Genomic DNA, 19,650 nt, shown 5'->3' with positions numbered 1-19,650 from the left:
CTTCTACAGCCGCTGCGCCAGCATCCGCTCGATCACGACCGCCACACCGTCGTCGTTGTTGGCCACCGTCCGACCCGAGGCCGCGGCGATCACGTCCGGGTGGGCATTGGCCATCGCATACGACTGCCCTGCCCAGGTCAGCATCTCGACGTCGTTCGGCATGTCCCCGAAGGCCACGACCTCCTCGTGCGAGATGCCGCGCTCGGCGCAGCACAGGGCGAGGGTGCTGGCCTTGGAGACGCCGGGGCCGCTGATCTCCAGCAGGGCGCTGGGGCTGGAGCGGGTGACGTTGGCGCGGTCGCCGAGGGCGAGCCGGGCGGTGGTGAGAAAGCCGTCCGGTTCGAGGGTGGGGTGATACGCGAGGATCTTGAGGACGGGCTCGCCGGCACCGGGCGCGTCCGGTGCCAGCAAGTCCTCGGCCGGCGCGAGCTCGTCCGGGATCTCCATGTGCAGCTTGGGATAGTCCGGCTCCTGGTAGAAGCCGTACGTCTGCTCCACCGCGTACACCGTGCCGGGCGCCGCGTCCCGCAGCAGTCCTACGACGTCGATCGCGTTGTCCCGCGCGAGCTCCCGCACTTTCACGAACCGGTGGGCGCCGGGGCCGCCGTGCAGGTCGACCACGGCGGCGCCGTTGCCGCAGATCGCCAGGCCGTGGCCGTGGACGTGGTCGCTGACGACGTCCATCCAGCGAGCCGGGCGGCCGGTGACGAAGAAGACCTCGATGCCCGCCTCCTCGGCGGCGGCGAGGGCGGCGACGGTGCGCGGGGAGACCGACTTGTCGTCCCGCAGCAGGGTGCCGTCGAGATCGGTGGCTATGAGCCGCGGCGGGACGGCGGCGGCCGGGGTCTCGGGCTGTCGAGTCGCTGAGGTCACCCGCCCATTCTCCCGCATATGCCCGCATGACCGTGCGCCAGTCCACGCGGGTGAGTGGTTACCGCCCTCAACTGCACCGTCACACCCCGTCGGACCGGCCGAGCTGTGCCAAGGCCTCCATGGCGATCTGCTCGAAGACCTTCTCGTCGGCGGCGAAGTCCGAGTCGGGGATGGGCCAGTGGATCACGATCTCCGTGAAGCCCAGGTCACGGTGGCGGCCGGCGAAGTCCACGAACGCGTCGAGGGACTCCAGCGGGCGGGCGCGGTCCGGGGTGAACCCGGTGAGCAGGATCTTGTCCATCTCGGCCGCGTCCCGGCCGATCTCGGCGCACGCGTCGGCCAGCTTCTCGGCCTGTCCGCGAATGGCCTGAACCGACTGTTCAGGAGTGCCGTTCCCGTACAGCCGGGGGTCGCCGGTGGTCACCCACGCCTGTCCGTACCGCGCGGCGAGCCTCAGCCCACGCGGGCCGGTGGCGGCCACCGCGAAGGGCAGCCGGGGCCGCTGGACGCACCCGGGGATGTTGCGCGCCTCGTGCGCCGAGTAGTAGTCGCCTTCGTACGAGACCGAGTCCTCGGTCAGCAGCCGGTCCAGCAGCGGCACGAACTCGGCGAGCCGGTCGGCACGCTCGCGCGGCGTCCACGGCTCCTGGCCGAGCGCGGTGGCGTCGAAGCCGGTGCCGCCGGCACCGATGCCGAGGGTGACACGGCCGCCGGAGATGTCGTCGAGGGAGATCAGTTCCTTGGCGAGGGTCACCGGGTGCCTGAAGTTCGGCGAGGTCACCAGAGTGCCCAGACGCAGCTGGTCGGTGACGGCCGCGGCGGCGGTCAGGGTCGGCACGGCGCCGAACCACGGGCCGTCCCTGAAGCTCCGCCAGGACAGATGGTCGTAGGTGTACGCGGTGTGGAAGCCGAGCTGCTCCGCCCGCTGCCATGCCGAACGGCCGCCCTCGCGCCAGCGGAGGTACGGGAGGATCACGGTGCTCAGACGCAGACTCATGATGCGAGCGTATGCGGCCGAACGTGTTTCACGTGAAACAGTGACGCTCAGTGTCCCTCGGGAAACCGCAGATACCGCGGCGGCACGGCCTGCGTCAGCCACACCCCGTTCGCGCTGACGTGGAAGATATGGCCGTCGCGGTGCATGGCGCCGGCGTCCACGGAGAGGACGACGGGTCGGCCGCGGCGAGCCCCTACGCGGGTCGCCGTCTCGCGGTCGGGCGAGAGGTGCACGTCGTGCCGGTTCATGGGGCGCAGCCCTTCGGTGCGGATCGCGTCCAGGTTGCGTGCCACGGTGCCGTGGTAGAGGTACGCCGGCGGGGTCGCCGGCGGCAGGCCCAGCTCGACCTCGATGCTGTGGCCCTGGCTGGCGCGGATGCGGGTGCCTTCGACAGCGAAGCGCTTCTTGTCGTTCGAGGCCACGACGTGGTCCAGCTCTTCGCGGGTGATGCGGAAGTTGTGCGCGGCGGTCGCGGCGAGCAGCTCGTCGATCTCGACCCAGCCGGATTCGTCGAGCGTGAGCCCGATGCGCTCGGGTTGGTGACGCAGGTGCTTCGAGAGGTATTTCGACACCTTCACGGTGCGTCTCTCGTCCATCTCCTTTTCGTTCATCCGCTCAGCATGACGGGAGAGACGCGGATCACGCAGATTTTTTTGTGCGGAGGTTTGGTCCACAACCAACTGTAGTTATCCACAGGCTACTTGACGGTTCTGTGGACAACTCCCCGACATGTCAGCCCCGTTCGTCAAGATCCACTGGGGGGCCTCCCGTTGACGTGAGCGCGTCCAACCCCCTTGTCCTTACCTCCCGTTCAGCCGACCAGCCCGATGAACTCCGCCGCCCGTTCCTCGTCAACCAGCTCCGCCACCACCCGGATTGTCTCCTCGGGTGGGACACGGAGCGTGACGTCGGACCGGCCGGCAGCGGGTTCGTCCTCCCCTCGGTGAAGCCGCAGCTGCCGTACCGCCAACAGGCGCATCGCCCGGGCGAGTTCCGCGTCACCGTCTGCCGCGCGAGTGGTCGCAGCCGCCGTACCAACGAGGCCGACTCGGCCGCCTCCGTGTCGCTCGGACGGTGTGGTCCGTCCAGGTACCGGGCGAAGACGTGCTCGGCCGTGAACTCCAGGAAACGGGCGGCGATGTGCTCGACCCGCACCCTCAACTCCCGCAGATGTTCCGCGATCGCGGAGAGCGGGACCCCTGCGGCATGCAACTCGACTGCGACGGCGAGCTCTTGGGGGCCGGGCGCGAGGAAGGACTCCTCGTCACCCGGTACGGGTTCGAGCACCCCGAGCTCCACGGCGTCGACGACCGCCGCGTCGTGGGGGGAGCCGCCGAACCGCTCGTCCAGCTCCGCGCGGGAGACCCGTACCGCCCCCTCGTCGGTCCACGGCCCGTCCACCTCGGCGACCAGACCGAGCACGCCGCCGAGGTCGTGTCCCGTGTCCCAGGCTTCCAGGAGCTCCCTGATGGAGGCGAGGGCGTAGCCGCGGCCGAGGAGGTCGGCGCTGGTGCAGCCGGGCGAGGCGGGCGTCGGAGGAGAGGTTGGCGCGGCCGCGGCGCTCGGGGCGGGGGAGGAGACCGCGGTCCTGGTGGGCGCGGATGGTGCGGACCGAGGCATCGCTGTGGTGGGCGAGGTCCTCGATCCGGTGGACCGCGACCTCGCTCACGCCGCGGCCCTCGCCCCGGCTGACCACCCCAGGGGTACCCGGCGCGGAGCGACGACGCCGCTCACAGCGGTGGCTCCAGTCGGGCGATCGCCCGCAACGCGCGCGGGGCGAAGCGGGACATGAGGTGGGCGCCCCGGGCCTCGGGGGTGACCGGTACGACGGCCTGGTTGCGTACGACCGCCTTCAGGATCGCGTCGGCGACCTTCTCCGGTGGATAGTTCCTGAGGCCGTACAGTCGCGCCGACTTCTTCTGGAGCCGCTTCTCCTCGTCGGCGTCCACGCCCGCGAACCGCGCGGTCGAGGTGATGTTGGTGTTGACGAAGCCGGGGCAGATGGCGCTCACGCCGATGCCCTGACCGGCCAGTTCGGCGCGCAGGCACTCGCTGAGCATCAGCACGGCCGCCTTGGAGGTGCTGTAGGCGGGCAGCGCCCTGGACGGCAGATAGGCCGCCGCGGACGCGGTGTTGACGATGTGGCCGCCCTGGCCGCGCTCGGCCATCTGCTTCCCGAAGAGCCGGCATCCGTGGATGACGCCCCACAGGTTGACGTCGAGGACCTTCTTCCAGTCCTCCGGGGTGGTGTCGAAGAAGGAGCCGCCCAGTCCGATCCCGGCGTTGTTGACCAGCACGTCGACCACGCCGTACTCGGCGGCGACCTTGTCGGCGAGCTTCTCCATGGCCTGTTCGTCGGAGACGTCGACGGTCTCCGCCCAGGCCTCGGGGGCGCCGATCAGCCGGGACAGCTCGGCGGTGCGGGCGGCGGCCTCCGCGTCCCGGTCGACGGCGACCACGCGCGCGCCGGCCTCCGCGAAGGCGAACGCCGTGGCCCGTCCGATGCCGCTGCCCGCGCCCGTGACCAGGACGAGCTGTCCGCCGAAGCGGTCGGCGTACTTGCCGTCGGGTGTCACTGCCTCGGGCCCCCCGCTCTCGACCGACGTCACGAACTCGGTGATCCAGGCCGCCAGTTGGTCGGGGCGCGTACGCGGTATCCAGTGCTTGGCGGGGAGCGTGCGGCGGGTCAACTGCGGGACCCACTGGTCGAGTTCGTCGTAGAGGCGCTCGGACAGGAAGGCGTCCTTGAGGGGAGTGATGAGCTGCACGGGCGCGTGTGCGTACGCGTCCTGGCGTGGACGGCGCAGGCGGGCCCGGACGTTGTCGCGGTACAGCCAGGCCCCGTGCGCCGCGTCCTGGGGCAGCGAGGGGGTCGGGTAGTCGCCGCCGGGCACCTTCTCGAAGCGCTCCAGGATGCGCGGCCAGCGCTTGCCGAGGGGGCCGCGCCAGGCCAGTTCGGGCAGTACGGGCGTGTGCAGCGCGTACACGTACCAGGACTTGGCGCCCTGGCCGAGGAGCTGGCCGACGCGGCGCGGGGTGGGCTTCTTCAGACGGCCGTTCAGCCAGTGGCCGAAGTGGTCCAGGGACGGCCCGGACATGGAGGTGAAGGAGGCGATACGGCCCTCGGTGCGCTGGACGGTCACGAACTCCCAGGACTGCACCGAGCCCCAGTCGTGCCCGACGACATGCACCGGCCGGTCCGGGCTGACGGCGTCGATCACCGCCAGGAAGTCGTCCGTGAGCTTCTCCAGGGTGAAGCCGCCGCGCAGGGGCTTCGGTGCCGTCGAACGGCCGTGTCCCCGGACGTCGTAGAGGACGACGTGGAACCGCTCGGCCAGCCGGGACGCGACCTCGGACCATACCTCCTTGCTGTCCGGATACCCGTGCACCAGCACCACCGTCGGCTGCCCGGCCTCCCCCAGCTCGGCCACACACAGCTCGATGCCGCCGGTCCGCACCCGGTGCTCACGAGCCCCTTTGAGTCCCGTCACTTCTCCTCCGCCCAGCGCCGCACGTGCGGCAGATCGTCGTCCAGCCAGAAGTCGCTCTCCTCGGGATCCCTGGAGTCGGTGACAGCCGGGATCTCCTCGAACTCCGCGCCCGTGCCCCGCAATCCGAGGTGGGGTTCGACCGCCCACAGGCCGGGCCGCGGAGGATGGTCGGAGAAGCGGTACGCCGACCACAGCGGGGACCAGCCCTCGCGGTGGCCGTGCAGAGCGTCGGCGGCGATCCCCCCGCTGCGGAGCATCTCCGAGGACGTGGACCGCCTCATGGTCCGCCAGGGCTACGCCGACCGGCACCGCGCCCACCCCTTCGGCGTCATCGCCCACAAGGTCGACCGGGCGACACAACGCCGCTGGTCGCCACACCTGTTCGGATTCGGCACACAGTCGGCCGATGTCGGCCGTACAGCCCTCGTGGACGGGGGCCATGTCGAGGAGGAAGGGCGTTCCGGGCTCCAGCCGGCGGTCCGTCGGTAAGAACGGGAGCGGGATGCGGAAGTTCACGAACGCCGTGCGGTCACCGAACCAGGCGAAGGGGAGGTGGAACCACTCCCGCACGCCCTGCTCGCGCAGCCGGGCGGCGTGCTGCATACGGGCCGTCTCGCGCTCGGTGGCCCCCGGTGGGAGCTGTGCGGCGAGTTCACCTGCCGCTGCCGTCGTCATGCCACCGCCCACCCTCGTCCACGTCGACTGCGGTACGTGTCCGTAACTTGACACTGGCGAATGTGACAGTTGTTAGAGTCTGCGTCAACAGGAGATGTCGGGGTTGTGGGCAACTCCGCCGACGACGCTGCGTGGCGGATCACTCTGCGTAGCTCTCAGGTAGGGGTTCCCCCTACGGACCCGTACGTCTGGAGTCTGAGGCCAAGACAGCTCTGCGGTCTGACGACCGGCGTGGCCCGGGTCACTACCTTCGAAGCGTGACTGTGATCGCGACCGAAAGCCTGAGCAAGCGGTTCCCCCGGGTGACCGCGCTTGACCGGCTGTCCGTCGACGTCGGACCCGGTGTGACCGGGCTCGTCGGAGCCAACGGAGCCGGCAAGTCGACCATGATCAAGATCCTGTTGGGTCTGTCCCCCGCCTCCGAGGGCCGCGCCGAAGTGCTCGGGCTCGACGTCGCGACCAAGGGCGCCGCCATCCGCGAGCGCGTCGGCTACATGCCGGAGCACGACTGCCTGCCGCCGGACGTCTCGGCGACCGAGTTCGTCGTGCACATGGCCCGTATGTCCGGCCTGCCGCCGACCGCCGCGCGCGAGCGCACCGCGGACACGCTGCGCCACGTCGGCCTGTACGAGGAGCGCTACCGTCCCATCGGCGGCTACTCGACCGGCATGAAGCAGCGCGTGAAGCTCGCCCAGGCCCTGGTGCACGACCCGCAGCTGGTCTTCCTGGACGAGCCGACCAACGGCCTCGACCCGGTCGGCCGCGACGAGATGCTCGGCCTCATCCGCCGCATCTACACGGACTTCGGCATCTCGGTCCTGGTCACCTCCCATCTGCTGGGCGAGCTGGAGCGCACCTGCGACCACGTGGTCGTCATCGACGGCGGCAAGCTCCTGCGCTCCAGCTCCACCACCGACTTCACCCAGACCACCACCACCCTCGCCATCGAGGTCACCGACACCGACGAGCACCCGAACGGCACGCGCGCGGTGCGCGAGGCGCTCCACGCACGCGGAGTCGAGCTCCAGGACGAGGGCAGCGGCCTCCCCGGCGCCGGCCACATCCTGCTGCTGACCGCCCAGGGCGAGGAGACCTACGACCTCGTGCGCGACGTCGTCGCCGACCTGGGCCTCGGCCTGGTGCGGATGGAGCAGCGCCGGCACCACATCTCGGAGGTCTTCACGAGCGAGGACGAGCAGCAAAAGGAGGCGGCCGTCCATGGCAGTTGAGCACCCCGTAGCCGCACAGCCGGGTGACCAGACCCGCATCCACAACATCGGCTACCGCAACTACGACGGCCCCCGCCTCGGCCGCTCGTACGCCACCCGCTCCCTCTACTCGCAGTCCCTGCGCGGCGCCTACGGCCTCGGACGGTCCATCAAGTCCAAGGTGCTGCCGATGCTGCTGTTCGTGGTGATGTGTGTACCCGCGGCCATCATGGTCGCCGTCGCCGTCGCCACGAAGGCCAAGGATCTGCCCGTCGACTACACGCGCTACGCGATCATCATGCAGGCCGTCATCAGCCTGTACGTCGCCTCGCAGGCACCCCAGTCCGTCTCGCGCGACCTGCGCTTCAAGACCGTGCCGCTCTACTTCTCGCGGCCGATCGAGACCGCCGACTACGTGCGCGCGAAGTACGCGGCGCTGGCCTCGGCGATGTTCATCCTCACCGCCGCCCCGCTGGTCGTGCTCTATGTGGGCGCGCTGCTGGCGAAGCTCGACTTCGCCGACCAGACCAAGGGATTCGCACAGGGACTCGTCTCCGTGGCACTGCTCTCGCTCCTCTTCGCCGGCATCGGCCTGGTCATCGCATCGGTCACCCCGCGGCGCGGCTTCGGCATCGCCGCCGTCATCGCCGTCATGACCATCTCCTACGGCGCCGTCTCCACGCTCCAGGCCATCGCCGACAACCAGGCCAGCACCAGCGCGATCCCCTGGATCGGCCTCTTCTCTCCCGTCACGCTCATCGACGGCGTCCAGTCGGCGTTCCTCGGCGCGAGCTCGGCGTTCCCCGGAGCGGTCGGCCCGGGCAACGGCGAGGGCGCGGTCTACGTCCTGGTCGTCCTGGGCTTGATCGCCGGCTGCTACGGCCTCCTGCTGCGCCGCTACAAGAAGGTGGGCCTGTGACCACGCTCAACATCGACCACGTCTCCCGCTGGTTCGGCAACGTGGTCGCCGTCAACGACATCACCATGACCATCGGCCCCGGCGTCACCGGCCTGCTCGGCCCGAACGGCGCGGGGAAGTCCACCCTCATCAACATGATGGCCGGCTTCCTGGCCCCCTCCACCGGCACCGTCACCCTCGACGGCCAACAGGTCTGGCGCAACGAGGCCATCTACAAGCACATCGGCATCGTCCCCGAGCGCGAGGCGATGTACGACTTCCTCACCGGCCGCGAATTCGTCGTCGCCAACGCCGAGTTGCACGGCCTCGGCGCCAAGGCCGCCCAAAAGGCCCTGGCCACGGTCGAGATGGAGTACGCGCAGGACCGCAAGATCTCGACGTACTCCAAGGGCATGCGCCAGCGCGTGAAGATGGCGTCCGCCCTGGTCCACGACCCGTCGCTGCTCCTGCTCGACGAGCCCTTCAACGGCATGGACCCGCGCCAGCGCATGCAGCTCATGGACCTGCTGCGCCGCATGGGCGACGAGGGCCGCACGGTCCTCTTCTCCTCCCACATCCTCGAAGAGGTCGAGCAACTCGCCTGGCACATCGAGGTCGTGGTCGCCGGACGGCACGCGGCCAGCGGCGACTTCCGCAAGATCCGCCGTCTGATGACCGACCGCCCGCACCGCTACCTGGTGCGCTCCAGCGACGACCGCGCCCTCGCGGCCGCACTGATCGTCGACCCGTCGACGTCCGGCATCGAAGTCGACCTCGCGGAGGGCGCGTTGCGCATCCAGGCCGTCGACTTCGGCCGCTTCACCGCGCTGCTTCCCCGGGTCGCCCGTGACCACGGCATCCGGCTGCTCACGGTCTCGCCGTCCGACGAGTCCCTCGAGTCCGTCTTCTCGTATCTGGTCGCGGCGTAGGAGGCCGAAGATGTACGACCCCACAGTCGCCCGACTTACCTACCGAGCCCTGCTCGGCCGGCGCCGAGCCCTCATCCTGGGCGCCCTGCCCCTGCTGCTCATCGCCATCTCCGTCGTCGTCCGCGGCCTCGCCGGCGCCGACGACCAGACGGCCGCCGACCTGCTCGGCGGCCTCGCGCTCGCCACCATGGTGCCGATCATCGGCGTCATCGCCGGCACAGGAGCGATCGGCCCGGAGATCGACGACGGCTCCGTCGTCTACCTCCTCTCCAAGCCGGTGAAACGTCCGACGATCATCTTCACCAAGCTGATCGTGGCCATCGCCGTGACCATGGTGTTCTCGGCCCTGCCCACGCTCATCGCCGGGTTCATCCTCAACGGCAACGGCCAGCAGATCGCCGTCGCCTACACGGTCGCCGCCCTGGTCGCCTCGATCGCCTACGCGGCCCTGTTCCTGCTGCTGGGCACGGTGTCCCGGCACGCGGTGGTCTTCGGCCTCGTCTACGCGCTGGTCTGGGAGGCCCTGTTCGGCTCCCTGGTCGCCGGTGCACGCACCCTCAGCGTCCAGCAGTGGTCCCTTGCCGTGGCCCACAAGGTCGCCGGGGGAGACCTGGTCACCTCCGATGTGGGCCTGCCGACGGCGACGGTGCTGCTGATCGTCGTCACCGTCCTGGCCACCTGGTACGCGGGCCAGAAGCTGCGCTCGCTGACGCTGGCCGGCGAGGAGTAGACACCGCCCTTATTGACAGAGACTTCACCTCTGTCCGGGCACACTGGGCAAAAGGGAATGGCTGGGCTGAGAGGAATGGGGATGGCAGACAACTGGGACGACCTCGCCCTGGACGAGAACTTCATACGGTCCGCCGAGACGACCGAGCCCTCAGCCCGCGCCCGTATGCTCGCCGCCCGCTGGCGCGCCGAGGAACCCGAACCCCGGCCGTGGCGCTCCGACGAGCCGCCGGCGGGGTGGTTCTTCAGCAAGGCGCGCCGGCGCAAGTGGCGTCGACGCTGAGCGTCGTACGGCCGTTTTATTCGGTGGCGTCCAACTCGTCCGACAGGCACAGTGGTTGTGTCCACACCGCCGGACGCCCGCACTTTCGGATGCTGCTCCGGCGCCACGTTCTGGGAGAGGAGCCGGACGATGTCCATGCACGACAGTACGTCCAGCTCCCGACAGGGCAGCCCGCGGCGGGTTCCGGTGTAGTTACCCCACCGTCGAACCCGCTCCGCACGGGGAGCTGCCCGGGGCGGCCGCTTCGAGCACGCGATGTCGCTCTCGCGTGGGCCGCCTTCCCCGTTGACGCCTCTGTCCCAAGGGGCGTCCTGCTGACGGCACGGGTAGGTCGCGCAACTCGGCGCCAGGAGGTGCCGCTGCGCCCACCCGTGCCGCCCCAGCGGCACGACTGCCCGCAGCTACGACAGCAGTCGTTCCAGTACCACCGCGATGCCGTCCTCCTCGTGGGAAGACGTGACCTCGTCGGCGACCGCCCGCAGCTCCTCATGCGCGTTGCCCATGGCCACACCCCGAGCCGCCCAGGCGAACATCGGAATGTCGTTCGGCATATCGCCGAAGGCAAGCGTGTCCGCGGCCTTCAGCCCGAGCCGCCGCGCCGCCAAGGACAATCCCGTCGCCTTCGACAACCCCAGCGGCAGTAGCTCCACGATGCCCTCGCCGGCCATCGCGACGTTGACGAAACCGCCCGCAGCCTGACGCGACGCCTCGGCCAACTCGTCGTCCGTCAGCGTCGGATGCTGTATGTAGATCTTGTTCAGCGGGGCGGCCCACAAGTCGGACGCGTCCGTCAAAGGGGTGGTCGGAAGCGCGCCGGCGAGTGCGTACCCCGGCCCCACCAGCACCTCACCCTGCAGCCCGTCCCGGCTCGCCGCCAGATACAGCGGCCCGACCTCCGCCTCGATCTTCGCGAGAGCGACCCCGGCCAGCTTCCGGTCCAACGTCACGGACGTCAGCAGACGGTGCTCCGCGGCGTCGTAGACCTGCGCACCCTGCCCGCAGACCGCGAGGCCCGCGTACCCGAGGTCGTCGAGGATGTGCCGCGTCCACGGGACTCCGCGCCCCGTGACGACGATGTGCGCGGCACCCGCGGCGGTGGCCGCGGCGAGGGCGTCACGGGTGCGCCGCGAGACCGACTCGTCGGAGCGCAGGAGCGTTCCGTCGAGGTCGGTCGCGATCAGCGTGTACGGGAAGGACCCGGCCGTGGACGAAGTCGTGTCGCTCACTTGGCGACCGGCTCCAGGACCTCCCGGCCGCCCAGGTAGGGGCGCAGCACCTTCGGCACGTACACCGAGCCGTCGGCCTGCTGGTGGTTCTCCAGGAGCGCCACGATGGTGCGCGGTACGGCGCACAGCGTGCCGTTGAGCGTCGCCAGCGGCTGCACCTTCTTGCCGTCGCGCATGCGCACCGACAGCCGACGGGCCTGGAAGCTGTCGCAGTTGGAGGCCGAGGTCAGCTCGCGGTACTTGCCCTGGGTCGGGATCCACGCCTCGCAGTCGTACTTGCGAGACGCCGACGCGCCGAGGTCGCCCGTGGCCACGTCGATGACCTGGAAGGGCAGCTCCAGGCCGGTGAGCCACTGCTTCTCCCACTCCAGGAGCCGCCGGTGCTCGTTCTCCGCGTCCTCGGGGTCGACGTACGAGAACATCTCGACCTTGTCGAACTGGTGCACGCGGAAGATGCCACGCGTGTCCTTGCCGTATGTGCCGGCCTCGCGGCGGAAGCACGGGGAGAAACCGGCGTAGCGCAGCGGCAGCTTCTCGGCGTCGAGGATCTCGTCCATGTGGTACGCGGCGAGCGGGACCTCGGAGGTGCCGACCAGGTAGTAGTCGTCCTTCTCCAGGTGGTACACGTTCTCCGCGGCCTGGCCGAGGAAGCCCGTGCCCTCCATGGCGCGCGGGCGTACCAGCGCCGGGGTCAGCATCGGGATGAAGCCGGCCTCCGTGGCCTGCGCGATCGCCGCGTTGACCAGGGCCAGCTCCAGCAGCGCGCCGACACCCGTCAGGTAGTAGAAGCGCGAGCCGGACACCTTCGCGCCACGCTCGACGTCGATCGCGCCCAGCGCCTCGCCGAGCTCGAGGTGGTCCTTGGGCTCGAAGCCCTCGGCGGCGAAGTCGCGGATCGTGCCGTGCGTCTCCAGGACGACGAAGTCCTCCTCGCCGCCGACCGGGACGTCGGGGTGCACGAGGTTGCCGAGCTGGAGCACGAGACGCTTGGTCTCCTCGTCGGCCTCGTGCTGTTCGGCGTCGGCCGCCTTCACGTCGGCGGCCAGCTGGCCCGCCTTCTTCAGCAGCTCGGCCTTCTCGTCCCCGGAGGCCTTGGGGATCAGCTTGCCGAGCGACTTCTGCTCGGCACGCAGCTCGTCGAAGCGGACGCCGGACGACCTGCGCCGCTCGTCGGCGGAGAGGAGAGCGTCGACGAGCGCGACGTCCTCTCCACGGGCGCGCTGGGACGCGCGCACACGGTCGGGGTCCTCACGGAGCAGGCGAAGGTCAATCACGCGGTCAAGGCTACCGGTGCGGGGGCAGGGCCCACGACTCACCATTCCCAACAGTTCCGAATCGCGGCTTACGTTCCGTTATGAGACAATTGCGAGCTGTGTCAATAAAAGGTGTCCCACTCCCTGAGACGGGGCAGGCGGCGGGCGCCCGGTTGACTCGATTTCCTTGCGGGGGACGGGACTTGGGTCAGGGTTGTCCACAGCGATCCACACCCTCCCAAGAGTTATCCACAGGCTGTGTGGATGATCTGTGGACTTCGGAATTGATCAATCCGAAACGCGGCCGTGAGCCGAGGGATTCCCAGGACAAACCGCATTTACCCTCACTTTCGAGTGGAAATAGGTCACCCCAAAGGATTGCGCAAAGGAAAAGAGTGGACGAAGGGTGATGTGCACGCCGGTGAACCCGGGGGCGGGCTGTAGGGCGATTTGTCGACTGGGTCGCGTGCCGCTGTCGACTTATCCCCAGGTCGAGAAGCCAGCCTGTGGATAACACCTGTGGATAACTAAAATCTGCAGGTAGGACCAGCGTCAGAACCGGCCGTCCTGGCAGCGCGCCACCCAGTCGGAGGCCGCCACGAACTCCTTGTCCGAAGTCCCGAGCCGAGGTGTGCCCACGCCCTCGACGCCCACGTCCGCACGCGGGTACGAGCCCAGGTACCGCACCTCCAGGCAGATCCGCTTGAGCCCCATCAGGGCCTCGGCCACCCGGCGGTCGGAGATATGGCCCTCGGCGTCGATACAGAAGCAGTAGTTGCCGATGCCGGCGCCGGTCGGGCGGGACTGCAGCACCATCAGGTTGATGCCGCGGGTGGCGAACTCGCCCAGGAGGTCGCGCAGACCACCGGGGTGGTCGTCGCGCTGCCACAGCACGACGGACGTCTTGTCGGCGCCGGTCGGTGCGGCGGGCCGGGCCGGGCGGCCCACCAGCACAAACCTCGTCTGCGCGTTCTCGGCGTCGTGGATCCCGGTCTCCAGGGCCTCCAGACCGTACCGGGCGGCCGCGAACTCGCCGGCGAACGCGGCGTCGTACTGGCCCTCCTGGACCAGACGCGCGGCGTCCGCGTTCGAGGCGGCGGACTCCCAGTGGGCGTCCGGGAGGTTCTTCTTCAGCCAATTGCGCACCTGCGGCTGGGCGGCCGGGTGGGCGGAGACCGTCTTGATGTCGGAGAGCTTGGTGCCGGGCCTGACGAGCAGGGCGAAGGTGATCGACAGGAGCACCTCGCGGTAGATCATCAGCGGGGCGCCCGCGACCAGTTCGTCGAGGGTGGTGGTGATGCCGCCCTCGACGGAGTTCTCGATCGGCACGAACGCGGCCTCGGCCTCGCCGGCGCGGACCGCGTCGAGCGCGGACTGGACGGACACGTACGGGATCAGCTCCCGGGTCGCCGCCTCGGGAAGCGTGCGCAGGGCGACCTCGGTGAAGGTGCCCTCGGGGCCGAGATAGGCGTAGCTCGCTGGCATGTCTTCACCCTAATGGGCTCAAGGAAGCGAGGCTCACCCGTCGCACGAGCGCCCCTCCGGTGAGTGAACCCGCCCTCCGGTGAGTGAACCGGCGCTCCTCACCCTTCCAGCAGCGCCTGCCCCACGTACTCCCCCTTCGCCGCCCCGCCCGGCACCGCGAACAGGGCGCTCGCCTCGTGGCGGATGTACGTGGACAGGGCGTCGCCGCGGTCCAGCTTGCGCTGGAGGGGGACGAAGCCGCGCAGCGGGTCGGCCTGCCAGCAGACGAAGAGCAGGCCCGCGTCCGGGACGCCGTCGGTGTCGATGCCGTCGTGGTAGGAGAACGGTCGCCGCAGGATCGCCGCGCCGCCGTTCTGGTCGGGGCGGGTGATGCGGGCGTGGGCGTTGATCGGGACGACGAGATCGCCCTGGGCGTCGGTCTTCTCCAGGTCCATCGCGGTCGTCTCGGAACCGCCCGACAGCGGCGCCCCGTTGGACTTGCGGCGCCCGATGACGGCTTCCTGGGCCGACAGGGACTGCTTCTCCCAGTCGTCGAGGAGCATGCGGATACGGCGTACGACGGCGTAGGAGCCGTTCGCCATCCAGGACGGGTCGTGGGAGCCGGAGGACGGCACGAAGATCCGCTTGTCGAAGTCGGATTCCGTCGGCTTCGGATTGCGGGTGCCGTCCAGCTGGCCCATGAGGTTGCGGGCCGTCATGGTGCGGGTGGTGGCGCCCGGCGTCCGGTTGAAGCCGTTCATCTGCCAGCGGACCTTCGCCGCGCCGCCCGCGTCCTTCTGGATGGCGCGCAGGGCGTGGAAGGCGACCAGGGCGTCGTTGGCGCCGATCTGCACCCACAGGTCGCCGTCGCTGCGGGCCTTGTCGAGGTGGTCGGAGGAGAAGTCGGGCAGTGGGTCGAGGGAGACGGGGCGCTGTTTCTCCAGGCCGGTGCGGGCGAAGAAGCTGTGCCCGAAGCCGAAGGTGATCGTCAGCGAGGACGGGCCGGCGTCCCGGGCCACGTCGGTGTCGTCGCTGGACGCGGCCTCGCCCGCCATCAACCGCTCGGCCGACGCCGACCAGCGGCGCAGCAGGGCGGCGGCCTCCTTGCGGCCCGCGCCTGCCGCCAGGTCGAAGGCGATGAGGTGGCCCTTGGCCTGGAGGCCCTCGGTGATACCGGGCTGATGTTTCCCGTGAAACATTGCCATGTCCGCGCCCAGCGAGGTCAGCGGAGCGGCCTGGGAGGGCGCGGCGGTGTATCCCACGGCGCCACCGGCCGCGCCGAGCACGAGGCCGGTGGCGCCGGCGGTGCCGAGGAGAGCACGGCGGGAGATGCCGTCCCTGGAGGGGCCGTTCTCGGAGTTCCCGGAAACAGTGCCCTCGGGAGACGTCTCCTCGGTCCCGTCGGAGGTCCGGGCCGCCGGGGTGGACTGTTCAGCCATGGTGCGGTTCAGCCGATCTGCGCGTTCTTGGAGACGGTCACCTGGTCGATGTCGGAGGTCCGTACGGTCACGGCGACCTTCCAGTCGCCGGCCATGGGGATCTGCACTCCGGTCGCCGTCCAGTGGCCGGTGGTGACGTGGTCGGGGGTGACGGGCAGGGGCCCGATCTTCTTGACCTCCAGGGTGAAGGCGACCTTCACCTCGGGGACGTCGAAGGCGCGGCCGTTGGGCCGGGTGACGTAGACGTGCATCTCGTTGCCGCCCACGCGCGCGGGGTCGAGGTCGACCGAGACGACGCCCTTGCCGTCGGTGCCGCCCGTGTCGAAGGGCATGGTCAGCGTGACCGCGCCGGACGACGAGTCCGCCGTGGCGGAAGAGGAGGAGGACGACGAGGACGAGGTGGCCGCCTTGGCCTCCAGCTCGGTGCGGCCGGGCTCGGTCTGCGTCAGCACGGTGGTGACGGCCAGCAGGACGACGGCGACGCCCGCCTCGGCGAGTACGGAGCGCCGTAGCCCGAAGCGGTCGGGGTCGGCGTCGCGGTCGCGCTTCTGGCGTGCGGTGTCGATGGCGGCCTGCTGGCGGGCGAGTTGCCCTGCGCGCTTGGCGTCGGCGGGGGTATCGGCGTCGTCGGACGCGGGAGTCTCGGAGGCGCCCTCGGAGTCGGTGGGTTCACCGGAGTCCCCGGACGCGTCGGTGCAACCGGAGTCGACGGCAGTCGCAGAGGTACGTGCGGTCCCCGCACCACCGCCGGCCGCCGAGCCCCGACCGGCCCCCCTGACCTCGGCGGCCGCCGCGCCCCGAGCCCCCGCAACCCCGTCGGTCGCGGAGCCTTCACCGGTCTTGGAGCCTCCGCCGCCCGCCGAACCGCCGGACAGGGTCGCTGTCTTCGTCGAGCCGGCCCCCGCCCGGGCCCCCGCCGGCTCCTTCTCGCCCAGGGTGTCGGCCTCCGCCGCGTTCTCCTCGCTCGCCCCTTCCAGCTCACGCGGCTCCACCACGGCCGTGTCCGCCAGTCGTGCCGTCCAGCGCCGGGAGATCGACGCGATGCCGACCATCAGGGCCACGAGGCCGATCTTGACGAGGAGGAGTTGGCCGTATGCCGTGTCGGTGAAGGCCGACCAGGAGCCGAGTTGGCGCCAGGACTGGTAGATGCCGGTCGCGACCAGGGCGAGGACGCTGCCGAAGGCCAGGCGGGAGAAGCGGCGTACGGCCGCCGCCTCGATCGGGGTGTCCGAGCGGTACAGCGAGACCAGGAGTGCGCACAGGCCGCCCAGCCAGGCCGCGACCGCGAGCAGATGGACGACGTCGACGGGCATGGCGATGCCGGGCTGGAGTCCCGTCGAGGCGTGCTCGGCCATCGCCCAGCTCGCGGCGAGCCCGGCGGACACCACGACCCCGCCGATCGCGAGCCCGAAGGTCAGGTCCCGTTTCTCGTCGTCCTCGCGTTTGTCGTACGCGCCGAACAGCACGGCGATGAACAGCGCGGCCGCGGCGAGGAGGAGCAGTCGGGACACCAGGGCCGCGCCCGTCTTGGTCTGCAGCACCTGCCCGAGCAGGCTCAGGTCGAAGACCTCGCCGAACTTCCCGGAGCTGGTGTAGGAGCCGCGCAGGAGCAGCAGCAGGAGGGTGGCCGAGGTGAGCGCCAGCCACCCGGAGACGACCAGCCGCTGCACGGCCCGTACGCCCGAGCCCCGCTGCCAGCAGGCCAGTACGAACGCGCCGCCGCCGACCATGACGATGAAGCCGGCGTACGACATGTACCGCCCGAAGCCGTACAGCCAGCCCACGATCCCGCCGCCGGCCGTGTCGCCGGAGACCGAGACGGAGGTCTGGGAGGGGGCGCCGACGGAGAAGGTGAAGGCGCCCGCGACGGGGTGGCTGTCGGCCGAGACGACCTGCCAGGCCACCGTGTACGTGCCGTCGGGCAGCCCGCTGTGCAGCGGTACGGCGTAGGTGGTGCCGCTGATGTCGGACGGCTTGCCGGTGTCGACGCGCTTGCCCTTGGGGTCGAGGACGCGCAGGGAGTCGGAGTTGGTGGCGACCTTCTCGGAGAAGGTGAGCGTGACCTGGCTGGGCGCCTTGTCGACCACCACCCCCTGCGCGGGGTCGCTGCCGGTCAGCGCGGCGTGCGCGGAGGCCGGTCCGGCGCCGGCGAGGAGCGCGCCGATCACCGCCAGGAACAGCAGCACCATGGTCCGCATACGGCGGGGGGTGATGGTCGGTGTCACGGTGATCCCTCCCTCAGTGGCCGGTTGCCGGGTTGTACGTGGCCGACTTCACGGGCATCTCAACCTTGATCGGGCCGGACTTGGCGAAGTGCAGTTCGACGGTCACGGTCGCGCCCTGTTTCAGCTGTCGCTTCAGCTTCTCGAACATCAGGTGGTTGCCGCCGCTCTTGAACACGAGTTGACCGTGTGCGGGCACATCCAGGGCCTTGACCTCCCGCATGGACTGCCCGACGGTCTCGTGCATGGTGACGCTGTCCGCCGCGTCGCTGGTGACGGAGGTCAGTTCGTCCTTGGCGTCGCCCTTGTTGGCGACGGTGAAGAACCCCGCGGCCATCTCGTCCGTGATCGGCTGGGGCATGTAGGAGGCGCTGACGGCCAGTTCGGGCCGGTCGGCGCCGGAGGAACCGGAGCCGCCGCAGCCCGCGAGGGCGAGGGCGCCGGTTATCAGCAGGGCCGTGGGGGCGAGCCTGGTCACGGGTTCTGCCCCTTGATGATCTTGGGGAGGTCCTTGGTGTAGTCGTCCACGGTGGCGTCTTCGCCGTAGAGGACGTAACCGCCGTTGGTCTTGGGCGAGAAGGCGATGACCTGGGTGCCGTGGACCGAGACGGTCTTGCCGGTCTTCTTGTCCTTGTGGGTCGGTTCGATGGAGATGCCGAGGGTGCGGGCGCCGGCCTGGATGGTGGAGAAGCCGCCGGTCAGGCCGACGAACTTCGGGTCGATGCCCTTGAGCCACTTGCCGAGCTCGGTGGGGGTGTCACGGGCCGGGTCGGTGGTCACGAACACCACCTGCAGCTTGTCCTGTTCGGCCTTGGGCAGCTGCTTCTTGGCGACGGCGATGTTGCTCATCGTCGTCGGGCAGATGTCGGGGCAGTGGGTGTAGCCGAAGTAGATCAGCGTCGGCCTGCCGGCCGTCTCCTTGCGGAAGTCGTACTTCTTGCCCTGGGTGTCGGTGAGGACCAGGTCCGGCTTCTCGAACGGGGTGTCGAGCAGGGTCGCCGCCTTCTGCGAGGTGTCCTCGGAGACCACGGCGACCGGCGAGTCACCGCTGTCGCCGCTGCCGCAGGCGGAGAGGGTCAGAGAGGCGGCGGCGAGCAGCGCGGCCGCGGCGAACGTCTTCTTGCGCATAGAAAAATGTCCCAGATGTGAGAGCTCCGGTGTGCACCGGGGGCCGTAGACCCCCGGTGCACAGGGCGAATCAAAGACCTCAGGCGTCGGTACGCCGACGGCCGGCCAGCACGCCGTACGCCACGCCCAGCGCGCCGACGGCGATGCCGACGACGCCGAGCACACGCGCGGTGGTGTCACTGCTGTCGGGCGAGGCGGTCGTGTCGGCGGCGGTCTCCTTGACGTCGGACGCGTCCTCGGCCGTCGCGGAACCGTGGTGCCCGTCCGCGGAGGCGGCCGACAGGGTCAGCACCGGCGCCGGATTCTCGGGCTCCTCCTGGCCGTCCTGCTGGACCTCGATCCAGCGCACGACCTCCTTGTCGGAGTACGTCTGGACCGCCTTGAAGACGAGTTCGTCGGCGTCCTCGGGCAGCGCGCCCACGGAGACCGGGAACTTCTCGAAGTAGCCGGGCTCGATGCCCTTGCCTTCGGCGGTCCAGGTGATCTTGGAGACGGCCTCGGTGACCTTCTCGCCGTGCATCTCCAGAGGCTTGGCCGGCTTGGATTTGGTGACCTCGACCTTCCAGCCGGCCATCGGCTCGGGCATCGCGGACGCCAGCGGATGGTCGGTCGGGAAGGTGACCTCGAGCTTGGTGGTCGAGGCGTTGTCGCGCTCGTTGGGGACCTTGAAGTCGACGACCGCGTAGCCGCCCTTGGCGGCGGTGCCCTCGGGCTCCACGCTGACGTGCGCGAACGCGGGAGCGGACAGGGCGAGCACGGCGGCGCCGGCGACAGCGCCGGAGGCGGCGAGACGAGAAGCCTTCATGGCAGGGAGCACTCCACATCGAGTGAGTTC

At 70.0% G+C, this 19,650-nt stretch carries 17 protein-coding genes and 2 pseudogenes; 5 read left to right on the top strand and 14 right to left on the bottom strand.

Annotated elements, in window-relative coordinates; translation table 11 throughout:
• Window positions 1-3: 3 nt before the first annotated feature.
• The 6 genes and pseudogenes from ACWC09_RS17385 to ACWC09_RS17360 all read right to left on the bottom strand — a co-directional run bounded on the left by ACWC09_RS17385 (window position 4) and on the right by ACWC09_RS17360 (window position 6,036).
• On the bottom strand, window positions 4-891 hold the full coding sequence (locus tag ACWC09_RS17385; RefSeq protein ID WP_450851386.1) for an HAD hydrolase family protein: 888 nt from the start codon (window positions 889-891) through the stop codon (window positions 4-6).
• A 61-nt stretch (window positions 892-952) separates the two neighbouring features.
• Window positions 953-1,870, bottom strand: coding sequence for an LLM class flavin-dependent oxidoreductase (locus tag ACWC09_RS17380; RefSeq protein WP_450851385.1), 918 nt, complete (start codon window positions 1,868-1,870; stop codon window positions 953-955).
• A 47-nt stretch (window positions 1,871-1,917) separates the two neighbouring features.
• On the bottom strand, window positions 1,918-2,481 hold the full coding sequence (locus tag ACWC09_RS17375) for an RNA 2'-phosphotransferase (protein WP_450851384.1): 564 nt from the start codon (window positions 2,479-2,481) through the stop codon (window positions 1,918-1,920).
• Between the two features lie 121 nt (window positions 2,482-2,602).
• A pseudogene (locus ACWC09_RS17370) lies at window positions 2,603-3,539 on the bottom strand (MerR family transcriptional regulator).
• A gap of 61 nt (window positions 3,540-3,600) precedes the next feature.
• On the bottom strand, window positions 3,601-5,361 hold the full coding sequence (locus ACWC09_RS17365; RefSeq protein WP_450851383.1) for an SDR family oxidoreductase: 1,761 nt from the start codon (window positions 5,359-5,361) through the stop codon (window positions 3,601-3,603).
• Window positions 5,358-6,036, bottom strand: a pseudogene (locus ACWC09_RS17360) (M24 family metallopeptidase). The gene ACWC09_RS17365 and the pseudogene ACWC09_RS17360 overlap by 4 nt, the downstream one beginning before the upstream one ends.
• A gap of 263 nt (window positions 6,037-6,299) precedes the next feature.
• Here ACWC09_RS17360 and ACWC09_RS17355 point away from each other — a divergent pair.
• The 5 genes from ACWC09_RS17355 (at window position 6,300) to ACWC09_RS17335 (ending at window position 10,083) form a co-directional block, all read left to right on the top strand.
• The gene (locus ACWC09_RS17355; protein WP_450851399.1) at window positions 6,300-7,265 is read left to right on the top strand and encodes an ABC transporter ATP-binding protein; all 966 of its coding nucleotides are present in this window, start codon (window positions 6,300-6,302) and stop codon (window positions 7,263-7,265) included.
• The gene (locus ACWC09_RS17350; RefSeq protein ID WP_450851382.1) at window positions 7,255-8,163 is read left to right on the top strand and encodes an ABC transporter permease; all 909 of its coding nucleotides are present in this window, start codon (window positions 7,255-7,257) and stop codon (window positions 8,161-8,163) included. Before ACWC09_RS17355 ends, ACWC09_RS17350 begins: the two co-directional genes overlap by 11 nt.
• A complete protein-coding gene (locus tag ACWC09_RS17345; protein WP_450851381.1) occupies window positions 8,160-9,071 on the top strand; it encodes an ABC transporter ATP-binding protein in 912 nt (303 codons plus the stop codon). The genes ACWC09_RS17350 and ACWC09_RS17345 overlap by 4 nt, the downstream gene beginning before the upstream one ends.
• A gap of 10 nt (window positions 9,072-9,081) precedes the next feature.
• Entirely contained in the window at window positions 9,082-9,801 is a 720-nt protein-coding gene (locus ACWC09_RS17340; RefSeq protein ID WP_450851380.1) for an ABC transporter permease subunit, read from the top strand.
• 81 nt (window positions 9,802-9,882) lie between these two features.
• Window positions 9,883-10,083, top strand: a complete 201-nt coding sequence (locus tag ACWC09_RS17335; protein WP_450851379.1) for an SGM_3592 family protein — start codon at window positions 9,883-9,885, stop codon at window positions 10,081-10,083.
• A 401-nt stretch (window positions 10,084-10,484) separates the two neighbouring features.
• On the opposite strand, the gene ACWC09_RS17330 is transcribed toward ACWC09_RS17335, so the two are convergent.
• The 8 genes from ACWC09_RS17330 to ACWC09_RS17295 all read right to left on the bottom strand — a co-directional run bounded on the left by ACWC09_RS17330 (window position 10,485) and on the right by ACWC09_RS17295 (window position 19,620).
• Complete coding sequence (locus tag ACWC09_RS17330) at window positions 10,485-11,309, bottom strand: HAD family hydrolase (RefSeq protein ID WP_450851378.1); 825 nt, start codon at window positions 11,307-11,309, stop codon at window positions 10,485-10,487.
• Window positions 11,306-12,583: a serine--tRNA ligase gene (gene serS / locus ACWC09_RS17325; RefSeq protein WP_450851377.1), complete on the bottom strand. Its 1,278-nt coding sequence runs from the start codon at window positions 12,581-12,583 to the stop codon at window positions 11,306-11,308. Before serS ends, ACWC09_RS17330 begins: the two co-directional genes overlap by 4 nt.
• 531 nt (window positions 12,584-13,114) lie before the next feature.
• Window positions 13,115-14,047 (bottom strand): prephenate dehydratase, encoded by a 933-nt coding sequence (gene pheA / locus ACWC09_RS17320; protein ID WP_450851376.1) that lies wholly within the window; start codon window positions 14,045-14,047, stop codon window positions 13,115-13,117.
• Window positions 14,048-14,145: 98 nt separating this feature from the next.
• Window positions 14,146-15,465 carry an iron uptake transporter deferrochelatase/peroxidase subunit gene (gene efeB, locus ACWC09_RS17315; RefSeq protein WP_450851375.1) on the bottom strand — a complete coding sequence of 440 codons (1,320 nt, stop codon included), beginning with the start codon at window positions 15,463-15,465 and terminating at the stop codon, window positions 14,146-14,148.
• A gap of 8 nt (window positions 15,466-15,473) precedes the next feature.
• Complete coding sequence (locus tag ACWC09_RS17310) at window positions 15,474-17,690, bottom strand: copper resistance CopC/CopD family protein (RefSeq protein WP_450851374.1); 2,217 nt, start codon at window positions 17,688-17,690, stop codon at window positions 15,474-15,476.
• 13 nt (window positions 17,691-17,703) lie between these two features.
• On the bottom strand, window positions 17,704-18,165 hold the full coding sequence (locus tag ACWC09_RS17305; RefSeq protein ID WP_450851373.1) for a copper chaperone PCu(A)C: 462 nt from the start codon (window positions 18,163-18,165) through the stop codon (window positions 17,704-17,706).
• Entirely contained in the window at window positions 18,162-18,815 is a 654-nt protein-coding gene (locus ACWC09_RS17300; RefSeq protein ID WP_450851372.1) for an SCO family protein, read from the bottom strand. Before ACWC09_RS17300 ends, ACWC09_RS17305 begins: the two co-directional genes overlap by 4 nt.
• Before the next feature lie 79 nt (window positions 18,816-18,894).
• Complete coding sequence (locus tag ACWC09_RS17295) at window positions 18,895-19,620, bottom strand: YcnI family copper-binding membrane protein (RefSeq protein ID WP_450851371.1); 726 nt, start codon at window positions 19,618-19,620, stop codon at window positions 18,895-18,897.
• Window positions 19,621-19,650: the final 30 nt, after the last annotated feature.

Source organism: Streptomyces sp. NPDC001617, assembly GCF_053596855.1.
Note: the sequence above shows the minus strand (reverse complement) of the source record. Positions and strands in the feature narration are given on the sequence as shown.

Excerpts from the sequence above, each read along its gene's own strand:
- ACWC09_RS17350 (WP_450851382.1), top strand. The coding sequence starts at position 7,255 with ATGGCAGTTGAGCACCCCGTAGCCGCACAGCCGGGTGACCAGACCCGC.
- ACWC09_RS17300 (WP_450851372.1), bottom strand. The coding sequence starts at position 18,815 with ATGCGCAAGAAGACGTTCGCCGCGGCCGCGCTGCTCGCCGCCGCCTCT.
- ACWC09_RS17380 (WP_450851385.1), bottom strand. The coding sequence starts at position 1,870 with ATGAGTCTGCGTCTGAGCACCGTGATCCTCCCGTACCTCCGCTGGCGC.
- pheA (WP_450851376.1), bottom strand. The coding sequence starts at position 14,047 with ATGCCAGCGAGCTACGCCTATCTCGGCCCCGAGGGCACCTTCACCGAG.
- ACWC09_RS17340 (WP_450851380.1), top strand. The coding sequence starts at position 9,082 with ATGTACGACCCCACAGTCGCCCGACTTACCTACCGAGCCCTGCTCGGC.
- ACWC09_RS17385 (WP_450851386.1), bottom strand. The coding sequence starts at position 891 with ATGCGGGAGAATGGGCGGGTGACCTCAGCGACTCGACAGCCCGAGACC.
- efeB (WP_450851375.1), bottom strand. The coding sequence starts at position 15,465 with ATGGCTGAACAGTCCACCCCGGCGGCCCGGACCTCCGACGGGACCGAG.
- ACWC09_RS17295 (WP_450851371.1), bottom strand. The coding sequence starts at position 19,620 with ATGAAGGCTTCTCGTCTCGCCGCCTCCGGCGCTGTCGCCGGCGCCGCC.
- ACWC09_RS17335 (WP_450851379.1), top strand. The coding sequence starts at position 9,883 with ATGGCAGACAACTGGGACGACCTCGCCCTGGACGAGAACTTCATACGG.
- ACWC09_RS17375 (WP_450851384.1), bottom strand. The coding sequence starts at position 2,481 with ATGAACGAAAAGGAGATGGACGAGAGACGCACCGTGAAGGTGTCGAAA.